The organism is Caldisalinibacter kiritimatiensis, from assembly GCF_000387765.1.
GTDB lineage: Bacteria > Bacillota > Clostridia > Tissierellales > Caldisalinibacteraceae > Caldisalinibacter > Caldisalinibacter kiritimatiensis.
In genome coordinates, this window is record NZ_ARZA01000001.1 from 1 (window position 1) to 20,900 (window position 20,900).

21 protein-coding genes are annotated in these 20,900 nt (G+C 31.9%); 19 read left to right on the forward strand and 2 right to left on the reverse strand.

Going from position 1 to position 20,900, the window contains the following annotated elements; translation table 11 throughout:
- Positions 1–215 precede the first annotated feature (215 nt).
- The 13 genes from L21TH_RS00005 to L21TH_RS00065 all read left to right on the forward strand — a co-directional run bounded on the left by L21TH_RS00005 (position 216) and on the right by L21TH_RS00065 (position 14,808).
- Complete coding sequence (locus tag L21TH_RS00005) at positions 216–1,202, forward strand: MotA/TolQ/ExbB proton channel family protein (protein ID WP_006305111.1); 987 nt, start codon at positions 216–218, stop codon at positions 1,200–1,202.
- Between the two features lie 33 nt (positions 1,203–1,235).
- Entirely contained in the window at positions 1,236–2,177 is a 942-nt protein-coding gene (locus L21TH_RS00010) for an OmpA family protein (protein ID WP_006305112.1), read from the forward strand.
- Between the two features lie 158 nt (positions 2,178–2,335).
- Complete coding sequence (locus L21TH_RS00015) at positions 2,336–3,808, forward strand: S-layer homology domain-containing protein (protein WP_081627869.1); 1,473 nt, start codon at positions 2,336–2,338, stop codon at positions 3,806–3,808.
- A gap of 43 nt (positions 3,809–3,851) precedes the next feature.
- On the forward strand, positions 3,852–4,250 hold the full coding sequence (locus L21TH_RS00020; protein WP_006305115.1) for a hypothetical protein: 399 nt from the start codon (positions 3,852–3,854) through the stop codon (positions 4,248–4,250).
- A gap of 137 nt (positions 4,251–4,387) precedes the next feature.
- Positions 4,388–4,654 carry a hypothetical protein gene (locus L21TH_RS00025; RefSeq protein ID WP_006305116.1) on the forward strand — a complete coding sequence of 89 codons (267 nt, stop codon included), beginning with the start codon at positions 4,388–4,390 and terminating at the stop codon, positions 4,652–4,654.
- Between the two features lie 141 nt (positions 4,655–4,795).
- Positions 4,796–5,770, forward strand: coding sequence for a copper amine oxidase N-terminal domain-containing protein (locus L21TH_RS13615; RefSeq protein ID WP_006305117.1), 975 nt, complete (start codon positions 4,796–4,798; stop codon positions 5,768–5,770).
- A gap of 511 nt (positions 5,771–6,281) precedes the next feature.
- Entirely contained in the window at positions 6,282–7,295 is a 1,014-nt protein-coding gene (locus tag L21TH_RS00035; RefSeq protein WP_006305118.1) for an S-layer homology domain-containing protein, read from the forward strand.
- A gap of 12 nt (positions 7,296–7,307) precedes the next feature.
- The gene (locus L21TH_RS00040) at positions 7,308–8,345 is read left to right on the forward strand and encodes a hypothetical protein (protein WP_006305119.1); all 1,038 of its coding nucleotides are present in this window, start codon (positions 7,308–7,310) and stop codon (positions 8,343–8,345) included.
- 316 nt (positions 8,346–8,661) lie between these two features.
- The gene (locus L21TH_RS00045) at positions 8,662–8,955 is read left to right on the forward strand and encodes a UPF0175 family protein (RefSeq protein ID WP_006305120.1); all 294 of its coding nucleotides are present in this window, start codon (positions 8,662–8,664) and stop codon (positions 8,953–8,955) included.
- A complete protein-coding gene (locus L21TH_RS00050; RefSeq protein ID WP_006305121.1) occupies positions 8,948–9,442 on the forward strand; it encodes a PIN domain-containing protein in 495 nt (164 codons plus the stop codon). The genes L21TH_RS00045 and L21TH_RS00050 overlap by 8 nt, the downstream gene beginning before the upstream one ends.
- Before the next feature lie 485 nt (positions 9,443–9,927).
- Positions 9,928–11,058, forward strand: a complete 1,131-nt coding sequence (locus L21TH_RS00055) for an efflux RND transporter periplasmic adaptor subunit (RefSeq protein ID WP_006305122.1) — start codon at positions 9,928–9,930, stop codon at positions 11,056–11,058.
- Between the two features lies 1 nt (position 11,059).
- On the forward strand, positions 11,060–14,167 hold the full coding sequence (locus tag L21TH_RS00060; protein WP_006305123.1) for an efflux RND transporter permease subunit: 3,108 nt from the start codon (positions 11,060–11,062) through the stop codon (positions 14,165–14,167).
- 56 nt (positions 14,168–14,223) lie between these two features.
- A complete protein-coding gene (locus L21TH_RS00065) occupies positions 14,224–14,808 on the forward strand; it encodes a TetR/AcrR family transcriptional regulator (protein WP_006305124.1) in 585 nt (194 codons plus the stop codon).
- A gap of 62 nt (positions 14,809–14,870) precedes the next feature.
- Here L21TH_RS00065 and L21TH_RS00070 read toward each other — a convergent pair whose 3' ends face one another.
- On the reverse strand, positions 14,871–15,119 hold the full coding sequence (locus tag L21TH_RS00070) for a DUF2442 domain-containing protein (protein WP_006305125.1): 249 nt from the start codon (positions 15,117–15,119) through the stop codon (positions 14,871–14,873).
- A gap of 12 nt (positions 15,120–15,131) precedes the next feature.
- A complete protein-coding gene (locus L21TH_RS00075) occupies positions 15,132–15,380 on the reverse strand; it encodes a DUF4160 domain-containing protein (protein WP_006305126.1) in 249 nt (82 codons plus the stop codon).
- A 169-nt stretch (positions 15,381–15,549) separates the two neighbouring features.
- On the opposite strand from L21TH_RS00075, the gene kal reads away from it, so the two are divergent.
- From kal to glpX, 6 genes are all read left to right on the forward strand, one after another.
- Positions 15,550–15,933 (forward strand): 3-aminobutyryl-CoA ammonia lyase, encoded by a 384-nt coding sequence (kal, locus tag L21TH_RS00080; RefSeq protein WP_034428772.1) that lies wholly within the window; start codon positions 15,550–15,552, stop codon positions 15,931–15,933.
- A 198-nt stretch (positions 15,934–16,131) separates the two neighbouring features.
- Positions 16,132–16,950 (forward strand): 3-keto-5-aminohexanoate cleavage enzyme, encoded by an 819-nt coding sequence (gene kce / locus L21TH_RS00085; RefSeq protein ID WP_006305128.1) that lies wholly within the window; start codon positions 16,132–16,134, stop codon positions 16,948–16,950.
- A gap of 145 nt (positions 16,951–17,095) precedes the next feature.
- Positions 17,096–17,743 carry a hypothetical protein gene (locus L21TH_RS00090; RefSeq protein ID WP_006305129.1) on the forward strand — a complete coding sequence of 216 codons (648 nt, stop codon included), beginning with the start codon at positions 17,096–17,098 and terminating at the stop codon, positions 17,741–17,743.
- A 109-nt stretch (positions 17,744–17,852) separates the two neighbouring features.
- Positions 17,853–18,710 (forward strand): class II fructose-1,6-bisphosphate aldolase, encoded by an 858-nt coding sequence (locus L21TH_RS00095; RefSeq protein ID WP_006305131.1) that lies wholly within the window; start codon positions 17,853–17,855, stop codon positions 18,708–18,710.
- Positions 18,711–18,789: 79 nt separating this feature from the next.
- A complete protein-coding gene (gene fsa / locus L21TH_RS00100; protein ID WP_006305132.1) occupies positions 18,790–19,434 on the forward strand; it encodes a fructose-6-phosphate aldolase in 645 nt (214 codons plus the stop codon).
- 283 nt (positions 19,435–19,717) lie between these two features.
- Positions 19,718–20,713 carry a class II fructose-bisphosphatase gene (glpX, locus tag L21TH_RS00105; RefSeq protein WP_034428781.1) on the forward strand — a complete coding sequence of 332 codons (996 nt, stop codon included), beginning with the start codon at positions 19,718–19,720 and terminating at the stop codon, positions 20,711–20,713.
- Positions 20,714–20,900: the final 187 nt, after the last annotated feature.

Here is a 20,900-nt window from a genome sequence, read left to right on the forward strand (position 1 = left end):
GAGAGAATATTTGTAAAATTATTATCGAAAAGCGAAAGGCGAACAGCGAATAGCCTAATTTTTTCTAAGAGCTAAAAAGCTACTAACTACTAACAACTAACTACTAACTTCACCAATTTCTATATATTTAACAAACCTCATGTTTATACTTTAGCATTATCATGATATAATTATAGTAAATTGTAAAAAAATGAAATTTTAAGGGGGAATTTGTTTTGTTTCAATTATTAGACAAGCTATCAACTAATCCACTAGCAATAGTCATAATATTTTTTATACTTGCTATATTATTTATATCTATCGTAGCAAGTTTGGTTATAAGAAAAAAGTACCAAACTTTAGGACAAGCTTTAGAGGAAATTAAAAAAGGGAATATTAACTCAAACAGTCATGTGTTGAGTTCAATTATAAAGGAATATAGAAATGCAGCTAGTGATAACTTAGAAGAAGTTAATACTCAAGCTATTATTGAGAAAAACTTTAATAAGCATCTTAAATGGTTATACATAGGAGAAAGGTTTGTAAAAAGTTCTGTATCACTTATGATTATACTTGGTCTTTTAGGTACATTTTACGGTTTAACCCTTTCAATAGGAAAACTTGTTGAATTACTTAATAATAGCACTAATTCAGAAGTGTTAAATAGTATGGATTCCATAGTTGATGGATTGATAAAATCAGTAAAGGGTATGTCTGTAGCCTTTTTAACTTCACTATTTGGTATAGGCTCCTCTATAATCATAACTGTATATAATATGATATTTAATATAGAAGATGTAAGAGTAGCGTTAATGGTAGAAGTAGAGGAATACCTTGATAACACTGTAGCGTCAGAATTTAATACAGGAGTAAAGGACCAATATACTGATATATCAGATACATTAAAAACTACTTTTGAACAGTTTGGTAATCAAATAAACGATAGCTTTAAATATGTAATAAATACTTCAAGTGAAAATCTTGCAGCTGCAACGAAGGAGATAGGGGATTCTACAAGAACCTTATTACATGTAATACAGATTTTCGAGAAGTCAGTAAATACGTTTAATGAAAATACTAGAGACTTTTCTGAGTTTAATCACGAATTAAGAACTAATATCCAAAGAATGAATATTGGGTTTTCCGATTTTACCAGGGAAATAAAAGATACAGTACAAAAAATATCTGATTCAGTGGATAAATTACCTAGAAATAATGGATAGGTTCATACCTATTAAATAGAAGGGAGATTATGTATGAAAGTAAGAAGGCGAAGCTATAAAAAGGATGGTGAGGTTCAAAACTTTTGGCCTTCCTTTACAGATATGATATCGACCATAGCACTTATACTTTTTTTCTTGATGCTCCTAGCATACATACAAAATATTGTTACAGGAAGCAATCTTGAGTATGCAAAAAAACAGCTTATGGATACACAAAAAAGATTAGAAGAGTCTAATGCAGAGATAAGTAGAGCAGAGAAAAGGTTAAGACTTCTTAAAGATAATCTTGACGAGGTTAAAGCAGAGGTTGAAAGAGGGCAAATAGCATTAAAGCTTTCAGAAGAACAGATAGAAGAACAAAAAGAGATAATAGCAGAAAGCAATAAAGAATTAGGAAAACTTAGGTCAACCCTTCAGGGTATAGCACTTTTTAGAGTAAATGTACTAGAAAAGGTTAAAAATTCTGTTGAAGAAGAGCTTGGTAAAACTAATTCTGATGGGGAACAATTAGTGTCCATAGCTGACAACGGAAATATTGTGATAAATGAGAGTTTAGTATTCGATTATAATTCATATAAAATAAAGTCCGAGGGAAAAGAATTATTAGACCAGTTAGCCGTTGCCTTTGAGAATGTACTAGAGGATGAAGATATAAGAAAAAATATAGATGCAATAAATATACAAGGACATGCTGATAAAATGGGAGACCCTGAGTATAATAGAGAATTATCTGCTAAAAGAGCTACTACTGTTGTAAATTATCTTATGAAAACCAACAATACATTAGAAGAAAAGTATGGAAGATATTTCATGGCAAGTGGTTTTTCAAATCTTAGACCTATAACTTCAGGAAACACAGAAGAAGAAAGGGCTAAAAATAGAAGAATAGAGATTTCGTTAATTCTTAAGGATTCAAATGTCCGTGATGTTATAAATAAATATTTGGAGGACTCAAAAGAGATATTTGGGGAGTAGATTTGTTAGTAGTTAGTGGTAAGTGGTTAGTAGCCTGATAATGAAAAAACCGGTATCTAGTACCAAGTACCCAGTATCAGATTTTTATAATCTATAGGAAGGATTTAGTCGATACATAGCGAATATATATTCTATAAAATATTATCGAAGAGGTGAAGATGCATATGAAAATGAGACAGCTTAAAAATGCAAAATTTGTTTCACTATTTGTAGTAGCATTACTAATACTTAGTAGCAGCTTAGCCTATGCTCAAGTATTTACAGATGTTGCAGATGACCATTGGGCTAGTGAATATATAAAAAAAATGAATAGATTAGGTATTATCACAGGATATGATGATGCTACATTTAGACCTAATGATAGTGTTACAAAAATACAAGCAGTAGTTATGATGGCAAGACTTTTTGACCTACAAGACGATGAAAAAGATGAGATGAAAGATAGATATGAAAATTTCTTTGAAGAAATGGATATAGAGCCTTGGTATCAAGAAGGGTTGGCAATAGCATTATCAAAGGGAATAGTATCCAAAGAAGTGGTTGAAAAAGAATTTTATGAAGATGGAAAAGCTACACCTGCTGAAAAGGCTGAGATATGCATATATCTTACAAGAGCAATGGGATTAGAAGAAGAAGCTAAAAATAAGACTATCATTTATTTACCATTTACTGATGTAGAATTAATACCAAGCAAAGTTCAGCCTTACATAGATGTAATGGTTGATAAAGGGGTAATAAATAGTAAAGGTGATGGAGAAGGTAAGTTTAATCCTAATTCTACTGTAACAAGAGCAATCATGGCAAAAATGCTATCAGTTGCCTATGATTACATTGATGAAAATGATGTAGAGCTTGACACAGTAAATAATAACGGTACTACAAACGAAACGAAAGTTGAAGAAACAACAACAGTAAATGGAACAATATCAGGATTAATAAAAGGAAATACTGAAGTATACATGACTATAAAGGACGAAGATGGCGACAAAATAGCTTATATAGTTAATGAAGATACTGATATTTCTATTGATGGTAAAGATGCCGATATGGAAGATTTAGAAGAGGGTTTGATAGTAGAAGCTGAGGTTACAGAAGAGCATAATGTGGTTACATTAAAAGCTGAAAGTGTAATAGAAGAGTATTCAGGAAAATTAAAATCATTAATTATCTTTGACCCAGCTATGTTAACTATAGAGTATAAGAATGAGGAAGATGAAACTCAGACAAAAGGTTTTTATATTGCTGATGAAGTTGAAATAACATTAGATGGAGAAGAAGCAGATATAGATGATATTAGTGAAGGAGATATAATTGATATAGAAGTAAAAAATAATAGAGTAGAGAAGATTGATGCAGAGAGTAGATATAAGGAGATAGAGGGTAACATAGTAGAAGTAAAGTTTGACCCAGAGCCTGTATTGGTAGTTAAAGACGAAGATGAGATTATACATGAATATTTAATAGATGAAGATGCAGATATTGAAAGAAATGATAAAAATGTAGAATTAACTGACTTAAGAAAAGGAGACGAAGTAGAAGTAAAAATAGAGTATAACATTATAACTGATATAGAAGCAGAGGTAGTTGAGGGTGAAGACGAAGGTATCATTAAAGCTATACTAATATTCTGATGCACCAAAATTAACCATAGAGAATGAAGATAATGAAGAAGTAGTGTATGAAATAGCTAGTGGTGCTGAAATAGAGATTGATAATCATGAAAGTGATTTATATGGACTAAGACTTGGTTACCATGTTGAATTAGAGCTAGAAAGTAACTATATAGTAAAAATAGATGCAGAAATAAGGGAAAGAAATGACAGATTTGAAGGAATGGTAGAATATGTTCATGAAGATGCAGAAATAATAGTTCTTTCAGTGAACAACTCAAACACAAATGAAAAGGAAACAATAACAGTAGTAGTTACTGATGATACTGTATATTACGATGAAGATGGTACAAGAGGTAGTTTCAGACATATTGACAAAGAAGATAAAGTTCTGGTAATTGGAAGCTATAAAGACGATATTTTTACGGCTAAGTCAATTATATTAATGGAAAATAATAACTAAATATATACTTACATTAGATACTGAGGGTTTAAAAGCCCTCAGTATTTTTTATAAAAATTTTTTTCTTTTTCCCCATTTTTATTAAATATTCTACGAATATATATAATAAAAGAGAAAACATAAGGAGGTATTATGCAATGTTTAACTTCAAGAAACCTTTATCAATTTTATTGGCATCATTATTAGTAGTTTCTATTCCAACAGCTAGCATGGCTAAAAATGGGAAAGGAAAAGGGCATGGCAAAGCTAAGAATGAAGTAAATGTACAATTAGAAGAAAGTGAAAAGGAAAATAATATTGAGTCAACAGAGCAAGAAATAGAAAATGAAGTAAACGAAGAAATTGGACAACCTAGAGGAAAGGGTAAAGGTAAAAATAAAGAATGGAAAGAAATAAAAAATTAACTTGAAACAAATAAAGATACTATAGAAGAAGAGAAAGACAGACTAGAAACTGAAATAGAAGCTTTAAAGAAAGAATATGAAGCATTAAAAGAAAGTGGACAATTAGAAGGATTAGAAGAGTTAGAAGCTCAAATTCAAGAAATGGAGCAGCAAAAAGCAGAATTAAAGTCTCAAATGAGAAATGTTAAACAACAGATGAAACAAGTTATAAGAAATAGATATACAAAGGAAGAATGGGAACAATTACAGCAGGCTGCAGAAGAAATAGAAGGTGAGGACGAAGGTCTTTCAATTCTACCTGTAGAAAATATATTTATTGAAAACGTAGATGTAAAATTTGATACTCCTCCTGTTATTAAAACAGGTAGAACTTTAATTCCTGTTAGAGCTATAACAGAAGGCTTTGGAGCAAATGTTGAGTGGAATGGTGAAGAGAGAAAAGTAACTATTACTAGAGATGACGTTGAGATAGTTTTACAAATTGACAGTAGCGAAGTATTAGTTAATGGAGAAGAATCAACAATAGATGTACCGTCTTCTATTTATAGCAATCGTACTTATGTACCATTAAGATTTATTTTAGAAACTTTTAAATTAAGCGTAAATTGGGATGGAGAAACAGAAACAATAGAAATAGAAGAAGATGAAGAAGAAAGTGAAGTAGTAGAAGATACAGATGACGCAGCTACTGAAAGTGAAGAAGAAGCAACAGAGGAAGAAACTACAGAGGAAACAACAACAGAAGAAGACGTAACAGAGACAACACAAGAAGATGAAGAAGGTACAACAGAAGACAGTGAAAGCACAGATGAAACTAATCAAAATACTGAAGAAACTACAGAAGAGTCAGAAACTACTGAAAATGATAGTACTGTAAATGAAGAAAACACTGAAGAAGAGCAAACATCAAACGAAGAATCAACTACTGAAGAAACTAACGATACTTCTAATACAACAGAAGAAAACACTCAAACAGATGAAAGTCAGTCAACAGATAGTACAGAAGATTCTACAACAGAAGAGGATACTACTGAAACAGTAGAAGATACAACAACAGAACAAGATAGTAGCGATACAACTACTGAAGCTGATGAAGAAGTTACTATAATTGAATAATAGAAAGTGTAAAAGTGAGTTAGGGGACAGTCCTTTGACTCACTTTTTGTTTGAAAAACAACATATAGTTTCTTGATTTAGCTTGAGGGACGAGGGCGTCCCTCAAGAACGAGATGAAGGCGTCCCTCAAGAACGAGATGAAGGCGTCCCTCAAGAACGGGACGAGGGCGTCCCTCAAGAACGGGACGAGGGCGTCCCTCAAGAACGAGATGAAGGCGTTATTATTTCAGTGGAGGGTTTTATTTTTCCGTTATCAATGGACTATTATCGTCTGTTCTGTTAAATATGTGGCTACGTATAAGATTTTATTGTTACGTTGTCGATAGACGCCCATGTCCATCGACAAAGATAGTATTTATGGTAAGTAGTTAAAATCTTTCAAGTATTTGCTCCAATACTAAAAGCCAATAGCAAAAAATGATTTAATCATTTTTTAAAAACTACCCCAAATATAAATAGCATTCTTCGAATATATATAACAAAAGAAAAAATGGGAGGGAATTAATAGAAAATGAAAAAATTTATATCTACAATGATTATATTTACATTAGTACTTTCATTAAGTACTACAGCAGTTTTTGCAGATAATTGGAAAAATGAGAGTGGAAAGTTGCCACCGGGACTAGCTAAAAAAGGCTTTTTACCTCCAGGAATAGCTAAAAAAGTATTTGATGACATAGATGGATTTTCATGGGCAGAAAAGGCGATAGCAAGAATGGCTATAAAAGGGATGATACAGGGGCGTGGTAATAATAGATTTGCACCAGCAGCACCTGTTAATAAGCTAGAAACTGTTATTATGGCACTTAGAGTTATGGGATGGGAAGAAGAAGCAAAAGAAATAGATAGATTGCCTGAAAAATATGATGGAAAAAAAGTGCACGATTGGGCAGTTGGATACGTAGCTTTAGCATATGAGAAGGGAATACTTGATGAAGTAGATATGATGTACTTTGACCCTTATGAGCCAGCTAAAAGACATGAAGTGGCAAAGTACGTAATAAGAGCATTAGGTTATGAAGAAGAGGCACAAGATCATATGGATGAAGAACTTCCATTTGTAGATGCTTTAGCTGTGCCACAAGGCTCAGTTGGATATGTTTATCTTATGAATGAGTTAGGATTAATGCAGGGAGATGACCAAAACAGATTTAATCCGATGGGAACATTAAAAAGAGCAGAGATGGCGGTATTATTCTCAAGACTTGATAAAAAAGTTGATAGCGATGTTGATTATAATGAAGTAATAGGTAAAGTATATAGAATCCATAAAGAAACTATAGTTCTTAAAGTTGATGGTGAATTAAGATTCTTTGAATTAGATGATAAGGTGAAAGTATATAAGGATAATAAATTGATTCGCTATAAGGATATAGAAATAGGTAGTAACGTTATTATAGAACTAAAAGATGATAAAGTAGTATATATTGAAGTAATTGAAGAAACAAATCAAGATAAGATAATAACAAAGTATTCTGGAGTAGTCAAAGAAATAAATGCAAATAAATCTCAAATAACTATATAATCAAAGACGCTAATGCTTACTTTTAAGGTTATAGATGATATAGAAGTAATCTTTGAAAATGAAGAAGGGGATTTTGACGAAATTAAAATAGGAGATGAAATTATAGTTATAGTTGATAATAGAAATAGAGCAAGAGAAATATATGTGCATAGAGAAAGAGAAGAAAACTCAAATCAAGATGAAATATCAGGCGTGATAACAGATATAGACTTAGTTGGAATTTTCCATATAGAAATAGATGATAATGAATATAGTTTAGACGAGGATGCAGAAGTAACTATAGATGGAGATGAGGCAGATCTTAACGATTTAGAAGTAGGTATGGAAGTTGAAGTAGAGTTGGAAGATGATGTAGTTGTAGAGATAGAAGCAGAAAGGATAGAAGTAAGAGAAGTAAAAGGTATAATAAAGGCAATAGATTTAGTAGGTAACTATCATATAAAAATAGGAGATAAAAGATATGACTTAGACGAAGAAGCAGATGTAACAATAGATGGAGATGAGGCAGATCTTAACGATTTAGAAGTAGGCATGGAAGCAGAAATAGAGTTAGAAGATGATGTAGTGATAAAAATAGAAGCAGAAAATGTTGAAATGACATTTGAAGGTAAAATTATAGATATTGACGATAACGAATTAACTATTAAGAAGGATGATGATATACAGATAACATATGAAGTATCAGATGATGTAGAAATTGAAATTGAAGGTATAAGAAATGAAGATATAGATGATTTAAATATTGGTGACTATGGAGAATTTAAAGTATTAAATGATTTAATAATAGAGATTGATATAGATAATAAAGTAGAAGAAGTTGAAGGAACTATTATAGCAATATACGAAAATACAGAAGGGATAGTTCTTACTATTGAAGTATATGATGACAACGAGTATCAATATTTATTAAGTGATGAAGTAAAAATTTACATGGATGATGAAGATGACGAAGACGAAGAAAACTGGGATGTTAATGATTTAGCAGTAAATCAAGAAGGAGAGTTTGTAATAGTTAACAATGTTATTACAAAAATATATATAGAAGATTAATTAAGTTTGCCCACCATTATAAGCCCAAAATAACAAAAGCGAGTCAGGGGACAGTTCAAGTTCCCTGACTCACTTTTTTCTAAACTATTGTCGGTACTATCAGTACCAACAGTATTATCAGTAGCGGCAATCTAACTGTACTTATATCAATAACCATAGAAAATGGAGGGAAAGTCATGAACAAAACCATCAAATAGATTGTAATTGTGATATAATAAAACTAGATAAATACATGCTGATTAATTTGAATATATAGTTCATATAATAATTTATATGTGTAAAGATATGATTCAGATAAAAGAAAGGAGAAAAAATTATGGCTATAGATGAGGAGTATTTAAGGGTTAATCTTAAAAATGATTTCAAAGAAGTTTTTAAAGCCGACTCAGAAAAGTATTTGCATGAGAATATAAAGATATCCTTGGCAATAGCTGCTTTTATAGAAAAAAGAGTTACTCTTGCAAGAGCAGCGGAGTTAGCAGATAAAAATCTTTCAGAGTTTATAAAAATATTAACAAGATATCAAATACCTTGGATGGAGTACACGGAAGATACGTTTTTACAAGATGAAAAAACATTAGAAGAATTAAGAGGGATTGAAAATGACTAAGATTGTAAGCAATTCAAGTCCAATTATAGGGCTATCCATGATAGGGTTATTACATTTGCTTTGGAAAATGTTTCACCCTTATATTCCAAAAGCAGTTTATGATGAAATTGTTAATAATCAAAGTGAACACTGTTATGGAAAAGAAGAGCTAAAAATAGCAGTAGAAAAAGGTAATATAAAAATATATGAGGTTAAGGATAAAAGTTTAGTTGATAAATTATATGGGACTCTTCATAAGGGAGAGATTGAAACAGTTATTGCTGCTAAAGAAATGGGTCTTACCTATGTATTGATTGATGAAAAAGCAGCAAGAAACTTTGCAACATCTTTTTTCTTAAAACCAATTGGAATATTAGGTTTACTTCAAAGGGCAAAAGAATTAGGTTATATAGAAAAGCTTAAACCTTATTTAGATACTCTTAGAAGAAACGGATTTAGAATATCAGATAAATTATATTACTTATTATTAAAAAGAGTTAATGAATAAAATGAATATTTTTCCTTTTTTTAAAATTACTCGTTTTATTCCGTTTTTACTGTCAGTAGTGATTATGACTAAGATATACAGAAGGACAGACAAGACTATAAGGTAGAATGGACAGAAAGCTTATGGACCACGAAGAAAAATTATACATAATTAAAAAGAAGTTAAGTAGAAATGCTATATAACACAAGTCGACCTAACATCAGGTCGATTTTATTTGTGTGACGAAACACTATAACTTAACTCGACTTGAGGGACGAGGGCGTCCCTCAAGAGCGGGAAATTGTATTTCCAGTCCCCTGATCCCAGACCCCTGACCCCTGAAAAATCAACATAGATGATTTTTCCCTTGACCTTTAATACAAAAAAGTATATTATATAGATATAACTGACTGACTGGTCGGTTCTGGCTTGACCGTATATTAATATTATTCAAAATCCAAAATAATATAATTAGACTACAAATTTTAATCTTGGAGGGAGTTAGTATGAATAAAAAACTTACTGCATTAACTTTAGTAGTAATCTTAGCATTAACATCTTTTATAGGTTGTTCAAACAAAGAAGTCGAAGAAAATAATGTTGTCGAAAAAGAAAATTACGTTCCTGTGGAGATAGAAACAGTGCAGAGAGATACATTATTTAATTCAAGAATATATAGCGGAAGAGTATATGCTAACAAGGAAGTTATGGTTATGCCTAAAATGGTAGGCAAAGTAGAAAGTGTAAAGGTAAAAGTAGGAGATACAGTTAAGAAAAATGAAGTATTATTTACCTTAGATAAGGAAGATGTACAAAAGCAAGTAGAACAAGCGAGAGTAGCTTATGATGCAGCAAAGGCTAATTACGATAGAACTAAAGAACAGATAGAGAATGCAAAAGTGTCCTTTGAAAGAACAAAGAAGCTATATGAGCAAGGTGCTGTTTCAAAGGCACAGTATGAACAAGCACAACTTGCAGCTTCTGAAACTTCACTCGAAGCGGCTAAAAAGAGTGTAGAACAAGCACAACTTGCATATAATCAGGCCTTAGATACATTAAATGATTTATCTGTAAGAGCTCCAATAAGTGGAGTAATAGCTTCTGTTGATGTGGATGAAGGTGAATTTGCAAGTAATGCTCAACCAGCAGTAACTATAGTAGATATGAATAAAATATATACTCAAGTTAATGTAACTGAAGATATGATAAATCAAGTTTATAAAGGTCAAGAGGTAACTATAAAAATACCAGCAGCTACTGAAGAAGATTTAACAGGTAAAATAGAAACTATAAGACCTTCAGTAGACCCAAGAACTCAATTATACCCTGTAAAAATATATATGAATAATAAAGAGGATTTAATAAAACCAGGTATGTTTTCACAGGTTGAAATAAAAACTGACATTAGAGAAAATGTGATAGTTGTAAAAAGTGAATCGGTAGTAGAGCATAATGGAACTAGTTATGTTTTCGTAGTAGAAAATGACAAAGCAGTGGCTAAAGAAGTAGAAACAGGTCTTGATACAGGTACTTATGTCGAAATAAAAAAAGGTATTAATGAAGGAGAGAAAGTTATTGTAAAAGGTCAAAATTATGTAGAAGACCAGACAAAAGTAAAAATAGTAAGAGGTGAATAATATGAATTTCTTATCAAAATTAGCAGTAAGAAGACCTGTTACCATAGTTATGATAACACTGATAGTTGTTATCATAGGGGTTGTTTCATTAGGAAGACTTCCAATAGATTTATTACCAGAGATAGAAGTTCCAGTTGCAATTGTATCTACTTCTTATGAAGGAGTAGGACCTCAGGAGATAGAAAAAATGATTACAAAGCCCATAGAAGAGGCGATAGCAACTGTAGGAAATATTGAAAATATAAGCTCTCAATCCTCGGAAGGAAATTCAATAGTAGTAGCTGAATTTAGTTTTGGTACAGATATGGACTTTGCATCTCTTGAAATGAGAGAAAAGATAGATTTAGTAAAGGGATTTTTACCAGAAGAAGCTAGTGAACCTATGGTTTTAAAAATAGACCCAAATGCAATGCCTATAATTCAATTATCCCTTTCTAACAGTGGAGATTTAGCGAAACTTCAAACAATAGCAGAAGATACAATAAAACCTAGATTAGAAAGACTAGAAGGTGTAGCTTCAGTAGATATATCAGGAGGATATGAAAAGCAAGTTGAAATAAAAGTCAATCAGCAAATCCTAGAAGGTTACGGTATAGATATAAATTATATAGCACAGATAATAAGAGCTGAAAACTTAAATATGCCTGGTGGGGAAGTAAAAAGGGGAAAACAAGAACTGACAATAAGAACACTAGGGGAATTTAGCTCAATTGAGGAAATAAGACTTTTACCAATAACTTTACCATCAGGAGGAGTAATTTATTTACAAGATATAGCAGATGTTAAACTATCAAACAAAGAACTGAGTTCAATATCTAGAACAAATGGTAGTGATAGTATAAATATCTCAGTACAAAAGCAATCAGGCACTAATACTGTTAAGGTTGCTGAAACTGTAAATAAAGAAATAGAAAAGTTAAAAAAGGAATTTCCAGCTATAAAAATAAACACTGTAATGGACCAATCTAAATATATTAAACAGTCTATAGGAAATGTTTATAAAAATGCGTTAATTGGTGCACTATTAGCAATTGTTGTATTATATATTTTCTTAAGAAATGTAGGAACAACACTTATTATCGGAACATCAATACCGGTTTCTGTAATTGCAACATTCATTTTACTTTATTTCAATGACATAACCCTTAACATGATGACTTTAGGTGGTCTTGCATTAGGGGTAGGTATGCTTGTTGATAATGCAATAGTTGTTCTTGAAAATATATATAGATTTAGAGAAGAAGGGAATAGTAGAAAAGATGCGGCTGTAAAGGGTGCATCTGAGGTTGCAATGGCAGTTACTGCTTCAACTCTTACAACAGTTGCAGTATTTTTACCAATAGTATTTGTTGAGGGTATAACTTCTACTATATTTAAGGAATTAGCTATGACAGTTACATTGGCTTTAGTTTCTTCATTGATAGTTTCATTAACCCTTATACCAATGCTATCTTCTAAAATATTAAAAGTAGATAATCATGAAAAGAAAAGATTTAAATTATTTGATTTCTTTTATAATGGCTTCGACAAAATGTTTAAAGGAATCGAATCAAACTATAAAAAACTTCTTAATTGGGCATTAAATCATAGAAAATCAACAGTAGCTATATCATTAATAATATTTATTGCAAGTATGGTTTCTGTAGGAAGTGTAGGTTCAGAGTTCTTCCCTACAACAGATGAAGGGCAATTTACAGTTACTATTAATTTACCAGAAGGAGCAGAGCTTGAAAGTACTGATGAAATAGTTAGAAAAGTAGAAGAAAAAGTATCTAAAATAGAGGAAATTGAAACAGTATTTGTAACTGTAGGGTCGACTGGAAGTAACTGGGCTCAAGGTAATGCTTCTAATAGTGCTACGGTTACAGGAATATTGGTAGATTTAAATAAAAGACAGAGAAGTACAAGTGAAGTGGCAGATCAGGTAAGGGATATGTTAAAGGATATTCCAGGAGCTGATAAAAAAGTAGAGGTTACATCAAGCACAATGATGGGCTTAGGAGGAGCCCCTATAAGTATAAGTATAAAGGGAGATGACCTAGATACATTAAAAAGAATAGGAGAAGATTTTAAAGAAATAGTTGATTCAGTAGAGGGTACAACAGAGGTAGAAACTAGCTTAACAGAAGGTATTCCAGAGGTTCAAATTAAAGTAAATAGATATAGAGCTTCTCAATACGGATTAACTGCAGGACAAATAGCTTCAGCAGTAAAGGGTACAATATCTGGAACAGTTGCATCAAGATATAAGTACAATGGCGATGAAATAGACGTGGTTATCAAAGGGGATGATACATTAAGTCAAAGTATTTCAAACTTAGGGTTAGTATCAATAAAAACTCCTGCTGGAGTAAGTATACCTCTTAGTCAAGTTGCAGATATAAATATAGATAGAGGACCAACAGAAATAAACAGGGAAGACCAAGTTAGAGTTGTTACAGTTACAAGTCAGATTATAGGTAGAGATTTAGGAAGTATAAGTGAGGATATAGAGGCGAAATTATCAGAGTATAATATGCCAAATGGATATACCTATGAGATGGGAGGACAGAATAAGGAGCTTAATGAATCTTTTGCTGATTTGAGTTTAGCTTTATTACTTGCAGTTGTATTAGTATATATGATTATAGCATCACAGTTTGAGTCCTTATTACATCCATTTACAATAATGCTTTCTGTGCCTTTAGCACTAGCAGGTGGAGCGTTAGGATTGTTTATTACAAGAAGGCCGCTTAGTGTACCAGCTTTTATAGGAGTAATAATATTAGCGGGTATAGTTGTAAATAACGCTATAGTATTAGTTGACTACATCAATACACGAAGAAGAAAGGGAGAAGAAAGAAGAGAAGCAATAGTAAATGCAGGTCCTATAAGACTTAGACCAATACTTATGACTACATTAACTACAGTGTTAGGACTTATTCCGTTAGCATTAGGAATAGGTGAAGGTGCAGAGCTTGAGGCTCCATTGGCTACTGTAGTTATAGGAGGACTATTGTTATCGACTTTATTAACTTTAGTGTTTATACCAGTTATGTATACTATATTTGATGATATCGGTATGTTCTTAAAAAGAAAGGTTTTTAAGAAAGCAGTAGGAGAGAATTAATTAGAGGGGCTTATTAGTCCCTCTGTTGTACTTAAAAGTTGAAAGGAGCAATGAAGATGCTTTCAAAGGAAGAAAGGAGATTATCCATTATAAACGCAGCTATTAAAGTGTTTTGTGAATATGGATTTCATAAATCAAAAATGGAAGATATAGCAAAAGAAGCTGGAATAGGTAAAGGTACTATTTATGAATATTTTGATAGTAAGAAAAATTTATTTCAGGAAATGATAATTTTTAGTATCACTTATTATAAAAAGGGTATGAAAAAAGCAATAGCTGATGGTGGAAACATAAGAGAAAAGCTAATAGAATTAGCAAAACACCATGGTAAATTTTTAGCAAAACACGCAGAAATGGCTCAAAACATAGGGAATCAATCGAATATCATATCTAAAGAAATGCGTTGTAAATTAATTAAAGGAAGAATGGAGATTCACAAAATAGTTGAAGGAGTAATTGAAGAAGGTATCAATAATGGTGAATTGAGAAGTGATTTAAATAAAGAATTAGCAGCATTTAGTGTAATGGGTACTGTAAATCAATATTATACAAAAAAAATCTTTATAGATAAAGAAATGCCAAATCAAATAAACCCTACTGAAGCAATCGATATATTGATGAAGGGGATAGAAGGAAGTTAGTGGTTAGTAGTAAGTAGTTAGTAGCGAAAAATACGTTGCCGAGGGATATGATGTCCCTCGGCTTATTCTATTTCTTTACCATTAATCCATAGTTCATATTCACTTAAATCAATGTTGTCATTCCAGCTGATTCCATATCCACCAGGGTCTACTTTAACCATGTTAAAGATAATTTTATCTTTTAATATTTCAAAGTTTTTGTTTTGCTTAATTAGTTTTTTTACATTATATTCTTTTACTTTATCATTTTCAAAAAAAACTATTAGAGTATAATCATCTTTAGTTTTAATATCCCTTATTCTAGGAATCATCTGAATTCCTCCTTATTCTAATCCTTCTAATTTTTTTAACTGTTGAGTTTTCCACATTTTTATTAATTCTTGTTGATGAAGATTTGCCCATTCTAATATAAGTTTTTGTGCTCTCTTTGGTAGGTCACCTTCTAACATATTTAAAGTATTTATGTCAAATAAGCCATTATATTCTCCATAAATTGCATGAAAATGAGGTGGAAGATGGTCGTTAAAATACATTTTTATTATTATTCCATAAAATCTTGATACTACAGGCATTTATACACTTCCTTTCGATATTTAAACTACAATAATATTATATCATATTTATATTTAAACAACTCTGTTTATATCTTCACCTAAACTTTCTGAATTTTATGTAATAAATTTCGATTCTGAATAATTATTTAGTATAATAAAGATAAATGATTATTTAGGGGGAGATATGATGGAAAAAGCTATGATAAGAGTAAGAATGAGTATGCATGATGCACATTATGGTGGGAATTTAGTAGATGGAGCTAAAATGCTTCAATTATTTGGAGATGTTGCAACTGAACTTCTTATTAGACATGATGGAGACGAAGGCTTATTCGCAGGATATGAAGAAGTAGAATTTTTAGCACCTGTGTATGCAGGAGACTACATAGAAGCAGTAGGAGAAATCATAAAGGTAGGTAATTCTTCAAGAAAAATGAAATTTGAAGCTAGAAAGGTTATAGTGCCAAGAACTGATATAAGTGAGTCAGCTTGTGATGTACTTGAAGAGCCTATCGTTGTATGTAGAGCTGTAGGAACTTGCGTAGTTCCAAAAGATAAGCAGAGGAAGTAGATAAATTAAAAATTGAAAATTGAAAATTTAAAATAGAGTTAGTAGTAGGTAGTTCGTAGTTGGTAGTCGGTAGGGTACAGTTCTCAGTTTTCAGGGAAAAAGTAAGTAACGGACTAATAAGCTAGACATAGAAGTATATTAACCATCCAATAACGTCATTTTTTACGTCTTCTATAACGAAAAAAGGGGGAAAATTGCATGCAAAAATTGATAATCACAGCTGCACTTACTGGTGCAGAGGTAACAAGAGAGCAGCAACCCAATTTACCTCTTACTCCAGATGAAATTGCTGAAGCAGCTTATGAGGCATATAAAGCAGGAGCATCAATAGTACATATACATGCTAGAGATAAAGACGGAAATCCAACACAGGATTATGAAGTATATAAAGAAATAAAAGAAAAAATAGAGGCAAAATGTCCTGTAATATTTCAACCATCAACAGGTGGTGCAGTATGGCATTCACTAGAGGAAAGATTACAACCGGTAGAATTAAAACCTGAAATGGCAACATTAAGTGCAGGTACGTGTAACTTTGGCTCTGATGTTTTCATGAATTCTCAAGAATACATAGAGAAATTTGCAAAGAGAATGAAGGAATTAGGTGTGAAACCGGAAATAGAGGTATTTGAAAGAGGTATGATAAATAATGCACTATCTTTAGTGAAAAAAGGTCTAATAGACGAGCCTTTACATTTTGACTTTGTTATGGGAGTACCTGGAGCTATAACAGGAGAATTAAGAGATCTTATATATTTAGTTGAAAGTATACCTAAAGGCTCAACATGGACAGTAGCAGGTATAGGTAGATATGAGCTACCCCTTGCAACAGCAGCAATAATTTTAGGCGGACACGTAAGAGTTGGATTTGAAGATAATATATATTATAGAAAAGGAGAATTAGCCAAATCAAATGCACAGCTAGTGGAAAGAATCGTCAGGTTAGCTCACGAACTAGGTAGAGATGTAGCCACACCAGATGAAGCAAGGGAAATATTGAGCATACCTAAAAAGTAAGACATCTTTACAATAAAAAATGTTAAGAAATCTTTATAAATCACGTAATGCCTATTTTATGGGGGTTTACGTGATTTTTTTATTTAGTACAAAAGAAGGATATTAAAAAAAGGTGAAGAATAAATAAAGTAGAGGAGGTGTAATTGTGGTTGTTAATACAAACATAGCATTTGCTATTAAGTGCGATATATGCGGCCAATTAAAGGAATATAATATGTCTTTATTTGATTTCAAGAAAAATAAAGTTATAGATTTAGAGTGTACGTGTGGAGAGGCAAATGCTATAGTGCAAACCAAAGATTACAAAAATTTTTGGCTACAAATACCTTGCTTTGAATGTCAGGACATTCATGTCTTTAAATATACATTAAAACAGCTTGTAAAAGGAAATATTATAACTAGATGTGTAGAAACGGGAAAAGAAATAGCTTTTATAGGTAGCCCTCAGGATGTAAAAGAATTAGTTAATGAGTATAAAGGAGAAACAAACGATTTGTTAACGGAGTTAGGCTTTTATGATTACTTTGTTAATAGTGAAGTAATGATACAATGTATAAATAAAATTCGTGATTTAGAAAGAGAAGATAAAATAAAGTGTGAATGTGGAAATAATTCAATTGAGGTAAATATATATGAGGATAGGATTGAACTTAAATGTAGAGAATGTGAAAGTATACAGGTTATATATGCAGAAAATGAAGGGGATTTAGAAAATCTATTAAACAAAAAAAGTATATTAATGCACAAAAATACTTTTCAATGTTTAGATGCTATTAACCATAATAACGAGTAGGATTCGTGAAAAAACTACAAAAGCTATTATCTTCTACTTGGATAAAAAAAGTGATTTTATTATAATATATATGTATGTGTAAAATAAAATTAATAAGGAGGAATAAAAAATGTTAGTAACAGGTAAACAAATACTAGATCATGCACATGAGAACGGATATGCTGTAGGTGCATTTAATGTAAACAATATGGAAATAGTTCAAGCTATAATAGAGGCTGCTGAGGAGACTAAGTCACCTGTAATTTTACAAGCATCTCAAGGTGGACTTAAATATGCAGGAGTAGAATACATTGCTGAAATGGCAAAGGTAGCTGCACGTAATGCTTCAGTACCAGTAGCTGTACATTTAGACCATGGAACAGATTTTACACAAATTATGCAATGTATAAGAAATGGATTTACTTCAGTAATGATAGATGCTTCTAAAAAGCCTTTAGAAGAAAACATCGCTACTACAAAGAAAATAGTAGATATTGCTCATGCAGTAGGAGTTTCAGTTGAGGCTGAGCTTGGTAAAATAGGTGGTACAGAAGATGATATAACTGTAGATGAGAAAGATGCTACATTCACAGACCCAGATGAAGCAGAAAAGTTTGTAAAAGAAACTGGAGTTGATTACTTAGCTATAGCTGTTGGAACAGCTCATGGACCATACAAAGGAGAACCAAAATTAGATTTCGACAGAATCAAAACAATAAAAGAAAGATTAAATATGCCATCAGTTCTTCATGGTTCATCAGGAGTACCAGAAGAAAGTATCAAAAAAGCAGTTAGCCAAGGAATCAACAAAATAAATATAGATACTGATATTAGAATGGCATTTAACAAAGCAGTAAGAGAATTTGTAGCTGAAAATCCAGATGTTTATGACCCAAGAAAAATATTAGGACCAGCAAGAGAAGAAATGAAGAAAGTTATAGCTGAAAAAATGAAGATGTTCGGAGCAGCAGGTAAGGCTTGGAAATAATTGGTTTTTAGCTCTGAGTTTTAACCTCCTTTGTAATAGCATCAGATAGAGCTAGGAGCTATAAAATAGGAGGGAATTTATGAAATTATTTATTGATACTGCCAACATTGACGAGATTAAAGAAGTCAATGCTTGGGGTGTACTTTCAGGAGTTACAACTAATCCTTCACTTATAGCTAAGGAAGGACGAGATTTTAAAGAAGTTGTAACAGAGATTACAGGTATTGTGGATGGGCCAATAAGTGCTGAGGTTATTAGCTTAGAAGCCGATGGAATGGTTAAAGAAGCTGAAGAATTAGCGAAGATTCATAAAAATATTGTTATAAAAATACCTATGACAGAAGAAGGCTTAAAAGCAGTAAGCATATTAAGTAAAAATGGTATTAAAACAAATGTAACTTTAGTTTTTTCACCAAATCAGGCATTGTTGGCTGCGAAGGCTGGAGCTACATACGTAAGTCCTTTTATAGGAAGAATGGACGACATTGGAAACGAGGGTATGAATATAATAAGGGATATAGTAGAGATATTCGATATCCATGGAATCCAAACAGAAATAATTGCTGCTAGTATTAGGCACTCTATGCATGTAATTGAAGCAGCGAGAATGGGAGCCCATATAGCAACAATACCATACAAAGTGTTTAAGAAGATGGTAACACATCCAATGACAGATAAAGGTATAGAGAGATTTTTGAAGGATTGGGAAGGTGTAAGTAAATAGTACTTAAAATAAAAAATAAGTTGAGGCATAGTTAAGCCTCAACTTATTTTTTATGCCTAATAATTTTACATTTTTAATTTTTATAATATTCTCCTAAGAGCTAAGAGCTAGGAACTAAGAACTAAATAAAAAGCTACTAACTACTAACAACGAACTACTAACTAACAAAACGACTTTAGTCGATTTTGTTTTCTGTATGTGCTATACTATTTATAGTTAATATACAAATAAGATATAATATATAAGAATATAAACAAAACTAAGGAGGAAAAAATATATGGTTATGGACAGAAATTTAGCTCTATCCCTTGTTAGGGTTACTGAAACAGCTGCTTTAGCCTCTGCTAAATATATGGGTAGAGGAGAAAAGGATGCAGCAGATCAAGCAGCAGTTGATGGTATGAGACAGGCTTTTGATTTAGTAGAGATAAGAGGGAAAGTTGTAATTGGTGAAGGAGAATTAGATGAAGCACCTATGCTTTATATAGGAGAAGAGATAGGGGCAGGCGGTAAAGATGATATGGAAGTTGATATAGCAGTAGACCCACTTGATGGCACTAGTCTAGTAGCAAAAGGATTACCTAATGCAATAGCTGTTATAGCTATGGCACCTAGAGGATGCTTACTTCATGCTCCAGATACATACATGAAAAAAATAGCAGTTGGACCTAGGGCCAAAGGTAAAATTGACATAGAGGCTCCAATAGAGGATAATTTAAAAGCAGTAGCTGAGGCTTTAAACAAAGATATATCAGATTTAACTGTTATAGTACAAGATAGACCAAGACATTATGAAATCATAAAAAGAATAAGGAAAGCAGGAGCGAGAATAAAGCTGTTTGGAGAAGGCGACGTTGCAGCTGCAATTGCAACTGGATTTGAAGATACAGGAGTTGACATGCTTGTAGGTATAGGAGGAGCTCCAGAAGGAGTAATAGCTGCAGCAGCGTTAAAATGTATGGGAGGAGAATTCCAAGCTAAATTACATCCTATGTCAGATGAAGAAGTTGAAAGATGTAGAGAATTAGGCTGGGAAGACAAAGATATTGAGAAAGTGCTTTCAATGGAAGATTTAGCGAAAGGTGATGAAGTATTCTTTGCTGCTACTGGTATAAGTGATGGAGACTTACTTAAAGGAGTAGTATATTGTGGTAATAACTCTGCTAAGACACATTCAGTAGTTATGAGAGCAAAAACTGGAACTATAAGATTTATAGAAGCAACACATAAACTAGATAAAAATAATATATTAATTAATTTAATGAAAAAGCACGGATAAGTTTCAGAAATGTAAAATTGAAAATGTAAAATGGAAAATAGGCTCTAGAGGTCAAACTCTAGGGTCTTTTATTTTTGTCTAAGAAAGTATATTTACATTATAGGTTGTAATTAAGTTGAATATAAGCTTTAAAGGAAGAGAGAATATTTGTAAAATTATTATCGAAAAGCGAAAGGCGAACAGCGAA

Bases quoted from the DNA above. Each gene is read 5' to 3' on its own strand.
- L21TH_RS13615 (WP_006305117.1), top strand. From the start codon at position 4,796: ATGGAGCAGCAAAAAGCAGAATTAAAGTCTCAAATGAGAAATGTTAAA.
- glpX (WP_034428781.1), top strand. From the start codon at position 19,718: ATGGACAGAAATTTAGCTCTATCCCTTGTTAGGGTTACTGAAACAGCT.
- L21TH_RS00045 (WP_006305120.1), top strand. From the start codon at position 8,662: ATGGCTATAGATGAGGAGTATTTAAGGGTTAATCTTAAAAATGATTTC.
- kce (WP_006305128.1), top strand. From the start codon at position 16,132: ATGCAAAAATTGATAATCACAGCTGCACTTACTGGTGCAGAGGTAACA.
- L21TH_RS00065 (WP_006305124.1), top strand. From the start codon at position 14,224: ATGCTTTCAAAGGAAGAAAGGAGATTATCCATTATAAACGCAGCTATT.
- L21TH_RS00055 (WP_006305122.1), top strand. From the start codon at position 9,928: ATGAATAAAAAACTTACTGCATTAACTTTAGTAGTAATCTTAGCATTA.
- L21TH_RS00075 (WP_006305126.1), bottom strand. From the start codon at position 15,380: ATGCCTGTAGTATCAAGATTTTATGGAATAATAATAAAAATGTATTTT.
- L21TH_RS00010 (WP_006305112.1), top strand. From the start codon at position 1,236: ATGAAAGTAAGAAGGCGAAGCTATAAAAAGGATGGTGAGGTTCAAAAC.
- L21TH_RS00095 (WP_006305131.1), top strand. From the start codon at position 17,853: ATGTTAGTAACAGGTAAACAAATACTAGATCATGCACATGAGAACGGA.
- L21TH_RS00040 (WP_006305119.1), top strand. From the start codon at position 7,308: ATGCTTACTTTTAAGGTTATAGATGATATAGAAGTAATCTTTGAAAAT.
- kal (WP_034428772.1), top strand. From the start codon at position 15,550: ATGGAAAAAGCTATGATAAGAGTAAGAATGAGTATGCATGATGCACAT.
- L21TH_RS00025 (WP_006305116.1), top strand. From the start codon at position 4,388: ATGTTTAACTTCAAGAAACCTTTATCAATTTTATTGGCATCATTATTA.
- L21TH_RS00035 (WP_006305118.1), top strand. From the start codon at position 6,282: ATGAAAAAATTTATATCTACAATGATTATATTTACATTAGTACTTTCA.
- L21TH_RS00070 (WP_006305125.1), bottom strand. From the start codon at position 15,119: ATGATTCCTAGAATAAGGGATATTAAAACTAAAGATGATTATACTCTA.
- fsa (WP_006305132.1), top strand. From the start codon at position 18,790: ATGAAATTATTTATTGATACTGCCAACATTGACGAGATTAAAGAAGTC.
- L21TH_RS00015 (WP_081627869.1), top strand. From the start codon at position 2,336: ATGCATATGAAAATGAGACAGCTTAAAAATGCAAAATTTGTTTCACTA.
- L21TH_RS00060 (WP_006305123.1), top strand. From the start codon at position 11,060: ATGAATTTCTTATCAAAATTAGCAGTAAGAAGACCTGTTACCATAGTT.
- L21TH_RS00050 (WP_006305121.1), top strand. From the start codon at position 8,948: ATGACTAAGATTGTAAGCAATTCAAGTCCAATTATAGGGCTATCCATG.